This is a genomic window from Agrobacterium sp. 22-226-1 (assembly GCF_053522345.1).
Map to the genome: position 1 here is coordinate 148,287 of NZ_JBNWCP010000004.1, position 18,652 is coordinate 166,938.

At 60.6% G+C, this 18,652-nt stretch carries 14 protein-coding genes and 1 other RNA gene; 8 read left to right on the forward strand and 7 right to left on the reverse strand.

The window, feature by feature from the left end:
• Positions 1–93: 93 nt before the first annotated feature.
• Both ACQZ5K_RS08745 and ACQZ5K_RS08750 read right to left on the reverse strand, forming a co-directional pair.
• A complete protein-coding gene (locus ACQZ5K_RS08745; RefSeq protein WP_142779460.1) occupies positions 94–2,568 on the reverse strand; it encodes an ATP-dependent helicase in 2,475 nt (824 codons plus the stop codon).
• Between the two features lie 101 nt (positions 2,569–2,669).
• Entirely contained in the window at positions 2,670–3,080 is a 411-nt protein-coding gene (locus ACQZ5K_RS08750; RefSeq protein WP_448740153.1) for a carboxymuconolactone decarboxylase family protein, read from the reverse strand.
• Positions 3,081–3,319: 239 nt separating this feature from the next.
• Here ACQZ5K_RS08750 and ACQZ5K_RS08755 point away from each other — a divergent pair, with 239 nt between their 5' ends.
• From ACQZ5K_RS08755 to ACQZ5K_RS08770, 4 genes are all read left to right on the forward strand, one after another.
• Positions 3,320–4,471 (forward strand): efflux RND transporter periplasmic adaptor subunit, encoded by a 1,152-nt coding sequence (locus ACQZ5K_RS08755; protein ID WP_003522358.1) that lies wholly within the window; start codon positions 3,320–3,322, stop codon positions 4,469–4,471.
• The gene (locus ACQZ5K_RS08760) at positions 4,468–7,617 is read left to right on the forward strand and encodes an efflux RND transporter permease subunit (RefSeq protein ID WP_448740154.1); all 3,150 of its coding nucleotides are present in this window, start codon (positions 4,468–4,470) and stop codon (positions 7,615–7,617) included. Before ACQZ5K_RS08755 ends, ACQZ5K_RS08760 begins: the two co-directional genes overlap by 4 nt.
• Before the next feature lie 133 nt (positions 7,618–7,750).
• Positions 7,751–9,163: an FAD-binding oxidoreductase gene (locus tag ACQZ5K_RS08765; RefSeq protein ID WP_448740155.1), complete on the forward strand. Its 1,413-nt coding sequence runs from the start codon at positions 7,751–7,753 to the stop codon at positions 9,161–9,163.
• Between the two features lie 91 nt (positions 9,164–9,254).
• Entirely contained in the window at positions 9,255–12,980 is a 3,726-nt protein-coding gene (locus ACQZ5K_RS08770; protein ID WP_448740156.1) for an AsmA family protein, read from the forward strand.
• Positions 12,981–13,272: 292 nt separating this feature from the next.
• On the opposite strand, the gene ACQZ5K_RS08775 is transcribed toward ACQZ5K_RS08770, so the two are convergent.
• From ACQZ5K_RS08775 to ssrA, 5 genes are all read right to left on the reverse strand, one after another.
• On the reverse strand, positions 13,273–13,602 hold the full coding sequence (locus ACQZ5K_RS08775; RefSeq protein ID WP_448740157.1) for a hypothetical protein: 330 nt from the start codon (positions 13,600–13,602) through the stop codon (positions 13,273–13,275).
• 231 nt (positions 13,603–13,833) lie between these two features.
• On the reverse strand, positions 13,834–14,043 hold the full coding sequence (locus ACQZ5K_RS08780) for a ribbon-helix-helix domain-containing protein (RefSeq protein ID WP_003522362.1): 210 nt from the start codon (positions 14,041–14,043) through the stop codon (positions 13,834–13,836).
• Between the two features lie 113 nt (positions 14,044–14,156).
• A complete protein-coding gene (locus ACQZ5K_RS08785) occupies positions 14,157–14,360 on the reverse strand; it encodes a DUF4169 family protein (RefSeq protein ID WP_127757243.1) in 204 nt (67 codons plus the stop codon).
• 44 nt (positions 14,361–14,404) lie between these two features.
• The gene (locus ACQZ5K_RS08790) at positions 14,405–14,917 is read right to left on the reverse strand and encodes an SspB family protein (protein ID WP_127757242.1); all 513 of its coding nucleotides are present in this window, start codon (positions 14,915–14,917) and stop codon (positions 14,405–14,407) included.
• A gap of 229 nt (positions 14,918–15,146) precedes the next feature.
• Positions 15,147–15,521: a transfer-messenger RNA gene (ssrA, locus tag ACQZ5K_RS08795) on the reverse strand.
• A gap of 142 nt (positions 15,522–15,663) precedes the next feature.
• Between ssrA and ACQZ5K_RS08800 the strand changes: the two genes are divergently transcribed.
• The 4 genes from ACQZ5K_RS08800 to hflK all read left to right on the forward strand — a co-directional run bounded on the left by ACQZ5K_RS08800 (position 15,664) and on the right by hflK (position 18,652).
• Positions 15,664–15,972: a DUF2853 family protein gene (locus ACQZ5K_RS08800; protein WP_003522365.1), complete on the forward strand. Its 309-nt coding sequence runs from the start codon at positions 15,664–15,666 to the stop codon at positions 15,970–15,972.
• Positions 15,973–16,071: 99 nt separating this feature from the next.
• Positions 16,072–16,866: a thymidylate synthase gene (locus tag ACQZ5K_RS08805; RefSeq protein WP_448740158.1), complete on the forward strand. Its 795-nt coding sequence runs from the start codon at positions 16,072–16,074 to the stop codon at positions 16,864–16,866.
• Positions 16,863–17,390: a dihydrofolate reductase gene (locus ACQZ5K_RS08810; RefSeq protein WP_142779453.1), complete on the forward strand. Its 528-nt coding sequence runs from the start codon at positions 16,863–16,865 to the stop codon at positions 17,388–17,390. Before ACQZ5K_RS08805 ends, ACQZ5K_RS08810 begins: the two co-directional genes overlap by 4 nt.
• A gap of 143 nt (positions 17,391–17,533) precedes the next feature.
• Complete coding sequence (gene hflK, locus ACQZ5K_RS08815) at positions 17,534–18,652, forward strand: FtsH protease activity modulator HflK (protein ID WP_003522368.1); 1,119 nt, start codon at positions 17,534–17,536, stop codon at positions 18,650–18,652.

Here is an 18,652-nt window from a genome sequence, read left to right on the forward strand (position 1 = left end):
CGCCAGTTCCACTTCCCCATTGCAACTCCTTTATTGCAACGGCATGACGCGGGCTATGGAAAAAGCAGCCTTCAGGCACTCATGGTTGTCGAATCAGACCTTTTCCACAAATCCGTCCAGCACGCGCTTCTGGCCGGCGCGGTCGAAGTCGATCGTCAGCTTGTTTCCTTCGATGGCGGAGATGTTGCCATTGCCGAATTTGAGGTGGAAGACGCGGTCGCCGACAAAAAATTTCGATGGCGTGTCGGCAACGGATTTCGCCACTAGTTCGCCGTCGATCGTGCGGGTGCGCGGGCCGCTTTCGCCATAACCGATGCGTTCCACCGCATGGCCGGAGCGGGTGCCCCAATTGTCACGGGTGGCGTCGCTGCGGTTCTGCTGCGCGCGCTTCCAGCCGGGGGTGGAATAGTTGTTGGTGAAGGGATCGGCCTTGTCGAAGCGCGACTGGCCGTAGCCGCCGCGTCCGCCATAACCGCCGTAACTGCTGTCGGATGCCGCGACATCCACATGGGCGGGCGGCAATTCATCGAGGAAACGCGAGGGCAGGGTGGATTGCCACAGCCCGTGAATGCGCCGGTTCGACACGAACCAGATATGGCAGAGCTTCTTGGCGCGGGTGATGCCAACGTAAGCGAGGCGGCGTTCTTCTTCCAGACCGGAGCGCCCGCCTTCGTCCAGCGCCCGCTGGTGCGGGAACAGACCTTCTTCCCAGCCGGGCAGGAAGACGGTGTCGAATTCCAGACCCTTGGCGGAATGCAGCGTCATGATGGAGACGGCATCGAGATTTTCGTTCTGTTCGGCATCCATGACGAGGGCTACGTGCTCAAGGAAGCCGCGCATGCTCTCGAAGGCCTCCATCGAGCGGATGAGTTCCTTCAGGTTCTCAAGCCGTCCGGGCGCTTCAGCCGTCTTGTCGGCCTGCCACATGGCGGTATAGCCGCTTTCGTCGAGAATCTGCTCGGCAAGGGTGGTGTGCTCGGTGTTTTCCAGCAGACCCTGCCAGCGGCGGAAATCCTGCACCACATCAAACAGCGCCTTGCGCGCCTTCGGCTTCAGCTCGTCGGTCTCGATGATGTCGGCGGCCGCTGCCAGCATCGGAATATCGCGGGCGCGGGCATAGTCGTGCAGGTTACGGATCGTCGTATCGCCAAGACCACGCTTCGGCGTGTTGACGATCCGCTCGAAGGCGAGATCGTCGGCCGGTTGGCAGACAAGGCGGAAATAGGCCATGGCGTCGCGGATTTCGAGGCGCTCATAAAAGCGCGGGCCGCCGATGACGCGGTAATTGAGGCCAAGCGTGACGAAACGGTCTTCAAACTCGCGCATCTGGAAGGAGGCGCGAACGAGGATCGCCATGTCGTTCAGATTATGGTTCTTGCGCTGAAGCTGTTCGATTTCCTCGCCGACAGCGCGGGCTTCCTCCTCGGAATCCCAGGCGGCATGCACCACGACCTTTTCATCGTCGGGGCTGCTGCGTTCGGTGAACAGCGTCTTGCCGAGACGGCCCTCATTATGGGCGATCAGATGGCCGGCCGCGCCGAGAATATGCTCCGTGGAGCGGTAGTTGCGTTCGAGCTTGATGACCTTGGCGCCGGGGAAATCCTTGTCGAAGCGGAGGATATTGTCCACTTCCGCGCCGCGCCAGCCATAGATCGATTGGTCGTCATCACCCACGCAGCAGACATTCTGCGGCTCACCCTTGGCGCGTTGGGCAAGCAGCCTGAGCCACATATATTGCGCCGTATTGGTGTCCTGATATTCGTCCACCAGAATGTAACGGAACTTCTGGTGATACTCCTTCAGAATATCGGTGTGGCGGCGGAAGATGCTGATGGGATGCATCAGAAGGTCGCCGAAATCGCAAGCGTTCAGCGTTTTCAGGCGGTTCTGATAGGCGGTGTAAAGTTCGCGGCCCTTACCATTGGCGAAAGCGCGGCTGTCGCCCTCCGGAATATCCGGCGGTGTCAGGCCCTTGTTCTTCCAGCCGTCGATCATGCCGGCGAACTGTTTTGCCGGCCAGCGCTTGTCGTCCAGCCCTTCTGCCTGAATGAGCTGCTTGATCAGCCGCACGACATCATCGGTATCGAGAATGGTGAAGTCCGATTTCAGGCCGACGAGTTCAGCATGGCGGCGCAGGAGCTTGACGCCGATGGAGTGGAAGGTGCCGAGCCAGGGCATGCCCTCGACAGCGCCGCCGACCAGAACGCCGATACGTTCCTTCATCTCGCGGGCAGCCTTGTTGGTAAAGGTCACGGCAAGAATCTGGCTCGGATAGGCGCGGCCGGTGGCCAGAATATGGGCGATGCGGGTCGTCAGAACGCGGGTCTTGCCGGTGCCGGCGCCGGCGAGCACGAGAACGGGTCCGTCAAGCGTTTCCACGGCCTCGCGCTGTTCCGGATTGAGGCCGGAAAGATAGTCGGGCGCAGCACGCGTCTGATCGCGCGCCGCCATGGCGCGGGCGGCAATGCCAAGCCCGCCGCCGCTTTCCGCACCGGCATTGTTCGTTGCCCTGCGCGGTGCGGCGGGTTCCTCATCGAAGAACGGCATATCGTCAAAACTGTTGCTCATGCGGCCCAATGTAGTGATTCGGGATATAAAGGCCAGAACCGTGTTCTGCTTTTATTCCGGTATCAACCGTCAAAACGCCCATTCCAAGGCATTTTTTCGTTTCATGCCTGCCTGTCAGCGTCGAAAGCGGCGTCAACGGGCACTTGCAGCGCCACCGCAAGCTGGTTGGTCTTGGCGGTAAGCGCGATGACACGCAGCAAATCGGCATGTTGTTCGGTGGTCATGCCCTTGGCTTTTGCTGCTGCCGTGTGGGAATGGGCGCAATAGGAGCAGCCATTGGTGACGGAAACGGCGATATAGAGCATTTCCTTCACCACGGGATCGAGCGCCGAAGGTGTCGCCATCACCGCCTTGACCTCACCCCATGTCTTTTCAAGCAGATTGGCATCGAAGGCGAGGTAGAGCCACATATTGTTGATGAAATCCGATTTGCGGGTGGCGCGGATGTCATCGAACACCGCCTTGACGCGCGGGTCGGTTTCCGGGTTTTCGGTCTTCGTCACGGTGCTCATGGCTTCCTCCGGTTATGGCGTCTCGGGGGCAGATTAGCCCAATGGCGGATATTTGCGACAGGAATGCGTGGCCTAGAGGGCCGTGTGGCTGCGCCGGGCGGCATTTGCGCCCAAATTACAATTACGTAAGGAACGGATTTGTGCGTTGCCTTGCCTCAGCCAAGCAGGAATACTGCATCTGTCCCGGAACGCAGGTTTTCGGGAATGCTTTATACTGCGCGGATCAACCGGAGAAATATATGCGGGTCTGGAAACAGGTGGGTGTCAGTGTTGCCGTGGTGGGAGCGGGGCTCTGTCTCTGGGGCTTCTATTCGCCCGAAGCCCGCAATGTGCTCGCCAGCATGGGGGTTGGCAAAACGCCTGCCGGCGCCGTCGAGGTTGCCGCCGCTACGCCCGGTTCGGGTCAAAACGCCGGCGGTGCGCGCCGCAACGGCAACGCCACACTGGTGGTGACGGCCCCGGTAAAGAAAGGCACGGTCAACGACCGGCTGAATGCCATCGGCAATGGCGAGGCGATCCAGTCGGTTGTCGTCATGCCGCAGGCTTCCGGCACGCTTTCCGAAATTCGCACGTCGTCCGGCGCTCGTGTCGTGAAGGGCCAGGTGCTGGCGCGGCTCGACGATGAAGAGCAGGTGATCGAGCGCGACAAGGCGCAGGTGGCGCTGCGCAGCGCCGTTGAAAAATCCAATTCCTACAAGAACCTCAAATCCGTCTCCCGCCTCGATGTGCTGGATGCGCAGATTGCCGAAGAAGCCGCCAAGCTTGCGCTGAGCACCGCCGAACTCAATCTCAAGCGGCGCGACATCGTTGCGCCGATAGAGGGTGTGGCGGGCATTGTCGCCGCCAATATCGGCGATAACGTCACCACGCAGTCAACCATCGTCAGCATCGATGATCGTTCGGAAATTCTCGTCAATTTCTGGGCCCCCGAGCGGTTCGCAACCGCGATCAAGGTCGGCATGCCGGTGGAGGCGACGTCCATTTCCCGGCCGGGTGAGACCTTCAAGGGCGAGATCGAGGCTGTCGACAACCGCGTCGATGAGGCGAGCCGCACGATCCGTATCCGGGCGAAGTTCGGCAATGAGAAGGACGAGCTGAGGGCGGGCATGTCCTTCGGCGTGACCATGCGTTTTGCCGGGGAAACCTATGCCTCGGTCGATCCACTGGCCGTGCAATGGGATGCAGAAGGCTCTTACGTCTGGCGCGTGGCCGACAATAAATCGAACAAAGTGCGGGTGCAGATCGTGCAGCGCAATCCCGATGCCGTTCTCGTCAAGGCGGAGCTGGCGGATGGCGAACCTGTCGTGATCGAGGGCCTTCAGCGTGTCAGGGAAGGCGGCGCGGTCCGCGTTGGCAACCAGCCGAAGCCTGAAGAGGTTGCCAGCCAATGACGACGCAGCCACCCTCTGGGCAGGATTCCAAACTCGCCTTTACGGCATTGTTCGTGCGCCGGCCGATTCTGGCGGCGGTTCTCAATACGCTTCTGGTCGTTGCCGGCCTTGCGGCGCTGGTGGGCGTTGAAGTGCGCGAACTGCCTGATGTCGACCGGCCGACGATCAGCGTCAGGACCACCTATGAGGGGGCGGCGCCCGAAACCATCGATCAGGAAGTGACGCAGACCATCGAAGGTGCGGTGGCGCGGGTCAGCGGCGTCAAGTCCATCTCGTCCAACTCGCAGTTCGGCACCAGCCGCGTGACGCTGGAATTCGGCGACAATGTCGATCTGGCGGTTGCCGCCAATGACGTGCGCGACGCCATCGGCCGCGTTACCAACCAGTTGCCGGACGATGCCGACGAGCCGCAGATCATCAAGGCGGATTCCGACAGCCAGCCGATCATGCGCCTTGCCGTCACTTCCTCCACGCTCAGCATGGAAGACCTGACCAAGCTGGTGGATGACGAGATCATCGACCGTCTGGCCGCCGTCGACGGCGTGGCCGATGTGGAGCTTTACGGCGATCAGGAAAAGGTTTTCCGGGTCGATCTCAATCAGGCGGCGCTCGCCAGCCGCGGTTTGACGGTGACCGATGTTTCGAACGCGCTTGCCAGCGCAGCCCTCGACGTGCCGGCGGGGTCGCTGAAAAGCACGACGCAGGACATCGTCGTGCGCGCCACCGCCAGCCTGACGAAGCCCGAAGACTTTTCCAACCTTCTCATCAAGAACAATATCCGCCTCAGGGACGTCGCGACCGTCATGCTGGGCGCGGATGATGAATCCACCTCGCTGCGCTCCAACGGCGTGCAGGGTGTCGGTCTCGGTGTCATCCGGCAGGCGCAGTCGAACACGCTCAGTATCTCGACCGGCGTGAAGGCCGCCGTCGACGCCATGTCGGCCAATCTGCCCGAAGGTACGCGTATCGTCGTCACCAGTGACGATGCCGTCTTCATCGAAGGCGCGCTGCACGAGGTCGAGCTGGCGCTCGGTCTCTCGGCGATCATCGTCGTCGTCGTGCTTTATCTCTTCCTGCGCGACTGGCGCGCCACCCTCATTCCGGCGATCACCATGCCTGTCGCGTTGATCGGCACCATTGTCGCCATCTATATGGTCGGCTTCTCGGTCAATATTCTGACGCTGCTTGCCATCGTTCTGGCGACCGGTCTCGTGGTCGATGACGCCATCGTGGTGCTGGAAAATATCGTGCGCCGCCGGGCGGAAGGCATGGGGCCGCGGGCCGCTGCCGTTCTTGGCACGCAGGAAGTCTTTTTCGCGGTCATCGCGACGACGGCGACGCTTGCCGCCGTGTTCATTCCGCTTTCCTTCCTGCCGGGCCAGCTTGGCGGTCTGTTCCGCGAATTCGGTTTCGTGCTGGCCTTCGCGGTGGGCTTGTCCTCCATCGTGGCGCTGACGCTCTGCCCGATGCTCGCCTCGCGTATGCTGAAAGAGGGGCTGAAAGAGCCGACGGGGCCGCTCGCATGGTTCGGCAATGTCTTTGCCTCCACCTACAAAACGACGCTTTCCGCCTGCCTCAACAATCCACTGATCGTCATCGTCGTGGCGCTGATCTTTTCCGGCCTGTCGTGGATCGCCTTCGGCATGATCCAGAACGAGTTGACGCCGCGCGAGGACCGCGCCTCGATCATGATGCGGGTCACCGCGCCGCAGGGCGTCAGCCTCGAATATACCCGCGACCAGTTGCAGCGGATCGAAGAAAACCTGCAGCCGCTGCGCGACAGCGGTGAAATCCGCAATATCTACTCCATCACCGGCATGAACGGCTCGTCCAATACCGGTTTCATGGTGCTGACGCTCGCGCCCTGGGCAGATCGTGAGCGCACACAGAACCAGATTGCCGCCGATGTCACTTCTGCCGCCAACAGGGTGCCGGCGCTGCGCGGCAATGCGATGCAGCCGAACAGCCTCAGAATTCGCGGTGCCGGCAACGGCCTGCAGATGGCGATGGTTGGCAGCAACTATGCGGCGCTGACCGAGGCGACGCAGAAATTGCTGCTTTCCATGGAGGAAAGCGGCCTGTTCGATACGCCGCGTTTCGACAATGAGCCCAATCAGGCGCAAATCTCCGTCTCCATCGACCGCGAGCGTGCGTCGGATCTCGGCATCGATATCACCGGCCTGTCGCGCGCCATGCAGTCGCTGCTGGAAGGACGCTCGATTGTCGACGTCTTCGTGGATGGCGATGCGATCCCGGTGCGGCTTTTGTCCTCCACCCGGCCGATCAACGATCCGACCGATCTTGAAAACGTCTTTCTGAAGACGGGCGATGGCAAGATCGTGCCGATGTCGGTCATCGCCACGCTGAAGGAAAATGCGGTTGCGCCGCAGCTCAACCGCGAGCAGCAGCTTCCCTCCGTTGGCTTTACCGCCAACCTCAAGGACGGCGTTTCGCTGGGTGAGGCCCTGCAAAAGGTGAATGAGCTCTCGCAATCCGTCCTGCCGCCCGGCGCACGCCTGCTGCCGCTGGGTGAGGCTGCGACGCTGGAGGAAAATTCGAGCGGCATGTTGCTGACCTTCGGTTTTGCCATCGCCATCATCTTCCTCGTGCTGGCGGCGCAGTTCGAAAGCGTGCTGAGCTCGGTCATCATCATGACGACGGTGCCGCTAGGCCTTGCCTGCGCGGTCATCGCGCTGCTCGTTACCGGTTCAAGCCTCAACGTCTATAGCCAGATCGGGCTCGTGCTGCTCGTCGGGGTGATGGCGAAAAACGGTATTCTCATCGTGGAATTCGCCAATCATCTGCGCGATCAGGGCGCAACCGTGCGGGAAGCCATTGAAAAGGCGACGAGCATTCGCCTGCGCCCTGTCATGATGACGATGATTGCGACCATTCTCGGCGGTGTGCCGCTGGTGCTGGCGCAGGGTGCCGGCGCGGAAGCGCGCATCGCGCTCGGCTGGGTCATCGTCGGCGGCCTCGGCTTTGCGACGCTGGTGACGCTTTACATCACGCCGGTCTCCTACCTGCTGATCGCCCGCTTCGCGAAACCGCAGGCGGATGAGGAAATCCGTCTTCACCGCGAGCTTGAACTTGCCGCCCGCCGCAAGGCGCTGGAAGAGGACAAGCCGCTGCTGGCGGCGGAATAAAAACGGTTGCCGCCAAACGGTGTTTGGCGCAATCGCGATGCTGGACAAAGCGTTAACCTTATCCCATACCACCTGACGGAATTTCGTAACGGATCGAATCCTTTACGGGCAGATGTTGCGGTGGAGACGGACGATGGCGCTGAAAGATGTGGTGGCGGGAAAGCGGAACGAAGAGGGCATCGCGTCGGCACTCGCGGTGCTGAAGCAGCAGCTTGGAGACAGGCTCCAGACCGGACAGGCGTTCCGCGAACAGCACGGCCACACCACCACCTATCTGACGCTGCAGGCCCCTGACGGCGTCGTTTTTGCCGAGAGCGCCGATGATGTGAAGGCCGTGGTAAAGGTCTGCGCGCAATATAAGGTGCCGGTCATTCCTTTCGGAACGGGGTCTTCGCTGGAAGGGCAGGTGAATGCGCCGAACGGCGGAATCTGCATCGATTTCAGCCGGATGAATCGCATCATTGAGGTGAATGCCGAAGATCTTGACGTGACGGTGGAGCCGGGTGTGACGCGCGAGGACCTGAATGTCTATCTGCGCGATACCGGCCTGTTCTTCCCCATCGATCCCGGCGCCAATGCCTCCATCGGCGGCATGGCCTCGACGCGGGCCTCCGGCACCAATGCCGTGCGTTACGGCACGATGAAAGACAATGTGCTGGCCGTCACCGCCGTCGTCGCCACTGGCGAGGAAATCCGCACTGCCCGCCGCGCCCGCAAGTCGTCCGCCGGTTACGATCTGACGCGGCTTTTCGTCGGTGCAGAGGGAACGCTGGGTGTCATTACCTCCGTTACGCTGCGCTTGCAGGGTATTCCGGAAAAAATCGCCGGCGGGGTCTGCACTTTCGACAGCATCAAGGCGGCCTGCGATGCCGTCATCATGACGATCCAGATGGGGGTTCCGGTCGCCCGCATCGAATTGCTGGACGAAGTGCAGGTGCGGGCCTGCAACGCCTATTCCGGCCTGAACTATGCGGAGAAGCCGACACTCTTTGTGGAGTTCCACGGCACCGAGGAAACGGCGGCGCTGCAATCGCAGCAGTTCGCCGAAATCGCGGCCGAATGCGGCAGCGTCGACTTCCGCTGGACAGGCGATGCGGCCGAGCGCAACAGGCTATGGAAAGCGCGGCACGACGCCTATTGGGCCTCGCGGGCGCTTGCCCCCCATCTCGACGGGCTTTCCACCGATGTCTGCGTGCCGATTTCGCGTCTTGCCGACTGCGTTGTGGAAACACAGCGGGATATCGAGGAAAACGGCTTTCTCGCACCGATCGTGGGTCATGCGGGCGACGGGAACTTCCACGTCCTTATTCTGTTCGATGGCAAGGACGCGGAAAGTGTGGCGAAAACCGAAGCCTTCGTCGCCCGTCTCAACCGCCGCGCCATCGCCATGGACGGCACCTGCACCGGCGAACACGGCATCGGACAGGGCAAGATGAGTTTCCTCGCCGAAGAGGCCGGTAATGCACTGGATCTGATGCGCGCCATCAAAACGTCGCTCGATCCCGATAACATCTTCAATCCGGGCAAGTTGTTCCGGCTTGTCTGATCATTCTCACAATTGATTGGTACAAAAGGCTGCTTGCCGTTAAGGCAGAAAAGAATAGGTTTGCAGCGTTCGCGAAGGGAGATGCAGGTCAGTGCTCGGACGTATTCTGGTTTTTCTGGGCGGACTGCTGGCCGTGGTGCTGTTTTCGGCGCTGCTTATTCCCTATTTCGTCGACTGGACGGATTTCCGCCGCGATTTCGAGGATCAGGCGAGCCGTATTCTCGGCAAGAAGGTGGTGGTGCATGGCCGGGTTGAAGCCCGTATCCTGCCTTTCCCTTCGGTAACTTTGCACGATGTGCGCGCCGGAACGGATGCGGATGGATCGCCGCTCATTCAGGTTGCGCGTTTCTCCATGGATGCCGAGCTTGCGCCTTTCCTCTCCGGCGAGGCGCGCATTTTCGACATGCGCATCGAGGAACCCAAGGCCAGGATAAGGCTGCTGAAGGACGGCACGCTGGACTGGATGCGCGGCAGCCGGGCGGAAATTCCCGCCCGCACCGTGGTTCTGGAAAGCGTACAGATCGAAGGCGGGCAGATCGAATTCATCGATGAACAATCCGGCCGCAACCGTGTCATGACCGGCCTCAGTGCCGACATGTCCGCCAATTCGCTGGCCGGGCCGTGGAAGGCGGAGGGACGCGCCGCCGTCGATGGCCATCCGGGCTCCTTTTCGCTCTCCAGCAGCGAGCCGGATTATGCCGCCGGCCGCATGGGGCTCAGGGTGCGGGTGGTGCCGGATGAGCATCCGGTCGAGGTCGATCTCGATGGGGCGATTGCTGCAACAGCGGGCAAGCCTGCCTATAGCGGTTCTTTCGCTTTCAGTTTCCGCGAAGACGAAAAGCAGAAGCAGCAGGCCGGACAATCGCTGTTTTCCTCGCCGCGCACCCGCGGCAGCTTTGAACTCACCAATGAGAGCGTGCGTATCCCGAGCTACCGAATGGAGCTCGGCGGCAGTGAAAATCCCTATGTCGTGACCGGGGAAGCGACGCTCGATACCGGCGCCAAGCCGGAATTCCTGCTGACCGCCGATGGCCAGCAGATCGATGTCGCCCGCTTTGCGCCGCCCGTCGTGCAGGCGGGCAAGACCTCGCGCCAGCCCACCGCCTCGGTTCGCCAGCGTATCGAGGCCTTTGCGGCCATGGTGGCCCGCATTCCGGTGCCGCCGGTGCCGGGCAAGGCCAGCATCAGCCTTCCGGCGCTCGTTTCCGATGACACGACCATTCGTGACATCAGGCTGGATGTGCGCCCTGAAGGCAGCGGCTGGCAGGTGGTGAATGCCGTGGCGACCCTGCCGGGCAGGACGCAGCTCGAAGCCAAGGGATCGTTGACGCTTCTCGGCGGCCCCGCCTTCAACGGCAATCTGCTTCTCGCCTCAAACCAGCCCTCGGGTCTGGCGAACTGGCTTTCCGGTTCCGTCGATCCGGCGATCCGCCAGCTCAATGCCGCCGGTTTTTCTGCCGATGTCTCGCTGACGACGCTCAACCAGCGTTTCGACAATCTGGAGCTTGCAGTTGGCGATGCGTCGCTGAAGGGTGAGCTGGAGCGACGTTCCGACGGCAAGACCTCCAATCTTTCCATCGATCTTGCCGGTAACGAAATCGATCTCGATGCGCTGAAGGCGCTCGGCAGTCTGGCGCTTGGCGATCAGGTCGGCAGCTCCGTCCTCGACCACCGCATTACCGCAAAATTCAAGGCCGACCGGTTCAATATGGCCGGTGTGACCGCCAATCATGTCGAGACCGCCTTCACCATGGCGGGCGGCGTTCTCTCGCTGGAGAACATGACGGCCGGAGACATCGCCGGTGCGGAGGTCAGGGCAAGGGGTGAGCTGCAGGGTTCGCTGCTGAAATATGCGGGCAAGGGCACGGTGAACCTGCATGCGGCGGATATGCAGCCGTTCTTCACCATGCTGCAACAGAAATTGCCGAACCATCCATTCCTCAACCGTCTGGCGGCGAGCGCGCCGTGGTACGCCAATTCCGATCTCTCAATGGATGTTTCGGTCAATAGCGAAAATGGCGGCGCCAATGTCGCCGTTTCCGGCACCGTCAATGGCAGCCGGCTGTCGGCCGTGGCCAAGATGCCGGATTTCCTGTCGATCACCGATGATACCGCCATGTCGCTGGAAGCGGTTCTGAAAAACCAGTCGACGGCCATCCTGTTCGGGCAGGCGGGGCTCGATCCACTGCCCTTCGATGCGGATGGCGAGGGGCTTTTATCCGTCAAGCTCAACGGCACGCTCGGCTCGCCCGCCCAGACGGAACTGCGCTTCTCGACGGAGCGCACGCATTTTTCGATGAATGGTTCCTTTGCCGTTGCGGCCGCCAATTTCGGTGAGGGCAGCGCCGACGTGGCGCTCGAAAGCGCTGACATCGAGCCCTATCTCATCATGAACGCCGTCGGCCTGCCGCAGCTTGGCGGCGGCATGGCGTTGAAGGCCAATGCGAAAGTGGCGGTGGATGGGCAAAAGATCGCGCTTTCCTCGATAGGCGGGCAGGCGGGCGGAAATCCGTTCTCGGGCAATCTGACCTTCCAGCGCGCCGCGCCCTATCCCGTCACCGGCGATCTTGCGGTTAGAACGGCCGATCTCGCCTGGCTGGGCGATGCGATCTATGGGCCGGTGATCGATCCGGAAACCGGGGCGCTCAATGCCAAGCCGCTGGCCATGGCCGCGTTCCCGCAGCTCAAGGCTTCGCTTGCCTTGAAAGCGGAAAGCTTCGAGGCCGGGCCCTTCGGCACGGTCACGGGTGTTTCGGCCAAGGTCACGCATGATGCGGGCAGTCTCTCGCTCGATGATGTTGCCGGCACCTTCATGGGCGGCAAGCTGACGGGACGGCTCGCAATGTCGACGGGCGAGGGGGCGGGCATTTTCCGCACCAAGATCGCGGTGACCGACGCCAATCCGGAGCCGATCCTGTGGGCGAATGCCAACGGGCCGGTCGCGGCAGGCCGGGTCGCCATCGACCTGACGGCCGAATCGACCGGCAAGAGCGTCGGTGAAATGCTGAAGTCGGCAGGCGGTTCGGGTGAAATCCGGGTCGGTGGGCTGGTGCTGAAGGGGCTAAATCCCGGTGCCCTGCCGCCGATCCTGCAGGCGGCCGATGGGTTGCAGCAACCGATCGACGCGCCCAAGGTGCGGCCGCTGGTGGACCAGAGCCTGTGGCAGGGTGAAATCGGTCTCGGCGATGTGGCCCTGCCGTTCTCGCTGAATGGCAGCGCGCTTCATTTCAAGAATCTGCGGGCGGGGATCGATCCGGTAACGCTGACGGCCGATGCGACGGTCGATCTTGCGGCTTCGACGGTGAATGGCGACCTCGATCTCCTGTTCAATCCCGGCACCGAAACGGTTGCGGGGGCCGAGCCTTCGGTGCGTCTGAATTATAACGGCCCGCTTGCCGCGCCGGCTTTGACGACCGACGTTTCGGCGCTCAGCAATTACCTGTCGCTCCGGGCTTTCGAAAAGGAGCGCCGCCGGGTGGAGGCCATGCAGGCCAGCGTTCTCGAAAAGCAGCGCCTGCGCCGGGAAGTGGCGCTTTATCGCTCTCAGGCGGCCGAGCGGCAGGCCGAGAAGGAACGGGCGGAGGCGGAAGCCAAGGCCAAGGCGGAAGAAGAGGCGCGTTTAAAGGCTGCGGCCGAAGAACGTCTGCGTCAGGAAAAGGAACAGCAGGAGCGGTTGCAACAGCAACAGCAACAGCAGCAACAGCAACAGGGGCAACAGCCGACGCCCGAGCGGCAATCCGCGCCTGTTCTGGTGGTGCCTCCGACGGAAAACGCCATCCGGCAACTGGCGCCGGAAAACGCTCCCGCCACGCCGTAAGCTTGCGTGGCAGGGAGGCCGATTTCCCTTTAAGCTAGTTGACGGACGGCGCGGGGCTTCCCTCCGTATGCCGCATCATGCTCTGGCCTGTTTGTTGATGCGTTTAGATTTTTGGCGCAGTTCCGAGGACGTCGAACGAATATGGGGTCTTCACCGGCGACTTTAAGGGCGCCGGACAGCAATGGCTTGACCTAGCGATAAGGCCAAATCTCGCAAAAGATTTGCGGTCTTCCGAGGCGAGCATTTTGCGCTGCCCGTCAATCGCTTTGACGGAAAAATCCCGACGAAACTGTCAAACCCAGGTTTCGCGTTCGCCGAATGGTGTGTCGGCGTCGAAATTTTTGGCGCCGATCCTGGCGCTTTCGCCGGAAAGGCTTGGCTTTTCCGCATTCTCGCTCGACGATGCCGATTTGTCGGCGCTGTTTTCGAGCGCCTCGAGCTGAGCCTTGAGCGACGCGATTGCGCTCTTCAGCTCTTCCTGTGCTTTCGCTTCCGTGGTTTGGGCAAGCTCCGACTGCTTTTCGGCAATCTGTGCTTTCAGTTCGGAGACGTTTGAAGACGATGTGGATGAAGAAGAAAGCAGGGAAACGGCGGCGCTCGTTCCCGAAACGGCAGAAACCATGGTCGCCTCGTGGCGGATATGTGGAATGGAAGGATATGAAACAAAATCTGGAAGCAAGGCTACGCAATACGGGGATGCCTTGGAGCGCAGATTATGCCGCTAATGTTTAATGAATACTTTCACGGCGTTACGAGTTTTCGGCGGAATTTTTCGTAGTGGCTGATGGGTAAAATCCGGCGGCGAGATGCCCGCTCGTGGCAGCAGCCTCTTTGACAGACAGGTTGCGGAAGGTCAGCGGGTTTTCAGCCAGTTCAGCACATAGACCCGCAGGGACGAGGACAGATTGCTGTCGGCGGAGCGGTTGTCGTCTATTTCGGCAAGCAGGGCCGCGAAACTGATCTTGCGTCTTTCCGCAATGGTTTTCAGCTCGTCCCAGAAGGCGTCCTCGAGTGAAATGCTGGTGCGGTGGCCGTGCAGCGTCGCGGAGTGCTTGCGGATCATCAGATCGGTCTCCGGTGAAACCGGTTGGAGGTCTGAATCATGTCTCCCCGGCAAGTCCCTGTTTTGCGATTCTTTTCCGATAGTCCCGAAATCCGCGACGTCCGGCCGGCAGGTCAGTCTTTGCCGGTCCCGTCATCGTTTTTTTCGAGCCGCCCCTGATCGAGCGCCTTTCCGGCCTTTTCGTTCAGGGCCGAGGTGAGATTTTTTTCGGTCTTGGTGCGGCCGAAGGACAGGCGGTTCTGCTCCGCCTGCTTTTCTTTTTCGCTACGGGCTTTCTGTTTCCGAAACTGGCGCAGATTGACGATATCGGCCGCCATGGGGATATGTCTCCTCGGGTTTCGTAAGCTCGGCGTAAAAGCCGTTATTGCTTCTTGCGGAAGGCATCCAGCGAAACAACCGAGCCCTCCTTCTTTTCCTCGCCGGATTTGGGCGTCTCGGCAGCGGCAGCGGGCTTTGCCTCATGGGAAACGGGATAAGCGGTGATCTCCGCGTCTTCGATTTCTTCCTCTTCGGCCAGAGGCACATCGAACTCGAGCTCGAAATTGACGGAAGGATCGTAGAAACCACGAATGGCGTTATAGGGAATAACCAGCTTTTCCGGCGTATCCGAGAAGGACAGGCCGATTTCGAAGCCGGTTTCGGTTACTTTCAGGTCCCAGAACTGATGCTGGATAACGATGGTCATCTGCTCGGCATATTTCGCCTTGAGGTGCTGGGAAATCCGCACGCCCGGCGCGCCGGTCAGGAAGGTGATGAAGAAGTGATGGTCGCCGGGCAGACGGCCGGTTGCTGCCACTTCACCCAAAACCTTACGAATAACGCCGCGAAGGGCATCCTGTGCGAGAATGTCGTAACGGATATGATCCTGCCCCATGCGGTCCTGTCTTTCCCTTATTCGAACGTCTTTTCATGCACGGCGCGGCTTGCGCGCCAAGGACGCTGTAACACTTTGAATCTTCGCGTAATCCTTGAGCCGGGATCATTTTCGATCCTGACGCTCACGCGTTGGCCAAGTATACGCAATGTCCTGAACGGCAGCAACGGAAAAGCCGATGCCGATTGCGAGTCAGCTATCATATAACCAATTCAGGCAAAATGGAGAAGGTGGAGGTTTCTGTTGCCAGGTACCTCCGAACCCCGCCTCACGGGGCTAACCGTGAGGACTTTAGAGCGGAATTCCCGCACCGCCATTAGGCAGCGAGAGCATATTCCTTAGCGTTGTTGTCGTTTGCAACTACACTTGTGACCCGATAACGGCGGTATCATGCCGAGCAAAAGTTCGATCTTTACGCCCTTGTCGATCCTATTTCGCCCCCATCAAAAGCCGGCCTTCGTTTCATGAAAGCCCGCCGGTTTTTGGTGGAGGCGCCGGGTACCGCCCCCGGGTCCAATAGGTTTATTACACCGACCGTTTATCGCCATAGCCGGGTTGCCCCAGCAAGGCTCATATAGGCGTTTCGACCGCCTGAGAAAAGGGGGGTGATGACAATTCCATGAAAAGGTTTCGTGATTGCGGCCCGCACTTTAGACAATTCTTGACGACGAGGGATTGCTGTCCCATTGTCCATGCAACCGGTCACCAGAAGCAACACCGGGCCGGGGACACACGAAGGAGTGGACATGACTGACTATCTCGCAGATGTGAAGAAATACGACGCAGCAGCCGACGAAGCCGTGGTCGGCAAGATCGTCAAGCATCTCGGCATCGCCCTGCGCAACCGGGATTCCTCGCTGGTGTCCGCTTCCGATCCGGAAGAGCTTGCACGTGTGAAGGCGAGCTGGTGCGGCAAGAAGCTCGGCGTGACCGACGGTACGGCCGATCAGGCAATCGATGCCGTTGCCAAGGCCATGGCGGCGGACCGCTCCAAATCGCGCGTGACCTTTTATTACCTGGTCGCCAAGGAACTCGGGAAACTGCAATCTCTCTGATTTTTCCTGAAAGGCGGGGATAAGCGTTTCCCCGGTGATTGGTTCTGCCGCCCTGTGCTATTATATTCCCTCGATATCAGGGAATCGGCGGCAGAACGCATGAAACAATATCTCGATCTTCTCCGGCACGTGATGGAAACCGGCTCCGACCGCGGAGACCGCACCGGCACGGGTACGCGCTCGGTATTCGGTTACCAGATGCGTTTCGATCTCTTCGAAGGCTTTCCGGTTCTCACCACCAAGAAGCTGCATCTGCGCTCCATCATTCATGAACTGCTGTGGTTCGTGAAGGGCGATACCAATATCGCCTATCTCAAGGAAAACGGCGTTTCCATCTGGGACGAGTGGGCCGACGAGAACGGCGATCTCGGTCCGGTCTATGGTGCGCAGTGGCGCTCGTGGCCCGCACCGGACGGTCGCCATGTCGATCAGATCGCGCTTTTGATCGAGGGCCTGAAAACCAATCCGAACTCCCGCCGTCACATCGTTTCGGCCTGGAACCCGGCGCTGGTGGATGAAATGGCGCTGCCGCCCTGCCATTGCCTGTTCCAGTTCTATGTTTCCGATGGAAAGCTGTCCTGCCAGCTCTATCAGCGCTCGGCCGACATTTTCCTCGGTGTGCCGTTCAACATCGCGTCCTATGCGCTGCTGACGCTGATGGTGGCGCAGGTCACCGGCCTGAAGCCGGGCGATTTCGTCCATACGCTCGGCGATGCGCATATCTATGCCAATCATTTCGAACAGGCGCAGCTGCAGATGACCCGCACGCCCAAGGCCCTGCCGACGATGCGCCTCAACCCGGATGTGAAGGACCTTTTCGCCTTTAAGTTCGAAGACTTTACGCTGGAAAACTACGAGGCCGATTCAAGCATCAAGGCGCCGATCGCGGTATGAGCGAGCCGCGCGTCACCATCATCGTTGCGGTGTCCGAAAACGGCGTCATCGGCCGCGATCTCGACATGCCGTGGAAACTCTCCACCGACCTCAAGCGCTTCAAGGCGATGACGATGGGCAAGCCGCTCATCATGGGCCGCAAGACATTTTTATCCGTCGGCGAGCGTCCCTTGCCGGGCCGCCCGCATATCATCGTCAGCCGCAATGCCGATTACCGGCCGCAAGGCGTGGATGTCGTCTCCTCGCTGGAGGAGGCTTTGAAGCTTGCCAGAAGCAAGGCTGCGGAGCTGGGTGTGGATGAGGTCTTCGTGGCCGGTGGCGGTGAGATTTACCGTCAGGCCATGCCCTTCGCCGATCAACTTTCCGTCACCCATGTCGCGGTAAAGCTCGATGGCGACACTTTTTTTCCGGAAATCGATCCTGCCGTTTTTGAGAAAACCGAGGAAATCCCAGCTCCCGCAGGGGAAAAGGACAATTATCCGGTTCTGTTTACCACTTATGTGCGAAGAGCCGCGTCAAAGTGAACTATTTACCCTGATTGGGTATTTAGTTACCACCTCTGCGTTGAAACGGACGCTTCTCCTTCCTATAACGGGTCGATATTCCCGCCGCACGCGAGCAATCGCTTTCGAACGGAACCGGGAGAGGCTTTTATAAAGAGGTATTGATGCCCTGGAGCAATCAGAATGGCGGCGGCGGCCCTTGGGGCGGCGGCGGTGGAGGAAACAACCAGGGCGGCGGTGGCGGCCCATGGGGGCAGGGGCCTAACCGGCCTCGCGGCGGTGGCGGCGGCAATGGCGGCCCGCCCGATCTCGAAGAGATCATCCGGCGCAGCCAGGACCGTTTCAAGAATGTACTGCCCGGCGGCTTCAACGGCGGCGCGGTTGCCATCGTGGTTCTCGTCGTGCTGGTTTTCCTCGGCATCCAGTCCATCTATACCGTCCAGCCGGACGAGCGCGGCGTGGAGCTGCGTTTCGGCCGTCCGAAGGACGAAATCTCGATGCCCGGTCTGCATTTCCATCTGTGGCCGATCGAGACGGTTGAAATCGTCAAGGTTACCGAGCAGCAGCAGAATATCGGTTCGCGCGCCTCGTCGTCTTCGTCGAGCGGCGTGATGCTGACGGGCGACCAGAACATCGTCAACGTGCAGTTCTCGGTGCTCTATACGGTTTCGGATCCGAAATCCTATCTCTTCAACGTCGACAGCCCGGCCGAAACCCTGCAGCAGGTTTCCGAAAGCGCCATGCGCGAAGTCGTCGGCCGTCGTCCGGCACAGGACATTTTCCGCGATAACCGTCAGGCGATTGCGGCGGATGTGCGCACCATCATCCAGTCCACCATGGACGGTTATGGCGCGGGCATTTCCATCAATGCCGTGGCCATCGAAGATGCGGCGCCGCCGCGCGAAGTGGCCGACGCCTTCGACGAGGTGCAGCGTGCAGAACAGGACGAAGACCGCTTCGTTCAGGAAGCCAACCAGTACGCCAACCAGAAGCTCGGCGCCGCTCGCGGTCAGGCCGCGCAGATCCTCGAAGAAGCGAACGCGTACAAGTCGCGCGTCGTCAACGAGGCGCAGGGTGAGGCGCAGCGCTTCGTCTCCATCTATGACCAGTATCGCACCGCGCCGGACGTGACCCGCCAGCGCATGTTCCTGGAAACGATGGAACAGGTCCTGAAGGGTTCCAACAAGATCATCATCGACGAAAAACAGGGCGTGGTGCCTTATCTGCCTCTGAACGAGATCATGCGCAACAATCCGGGCGCAGCACAGCAGGGAGGCAACTGA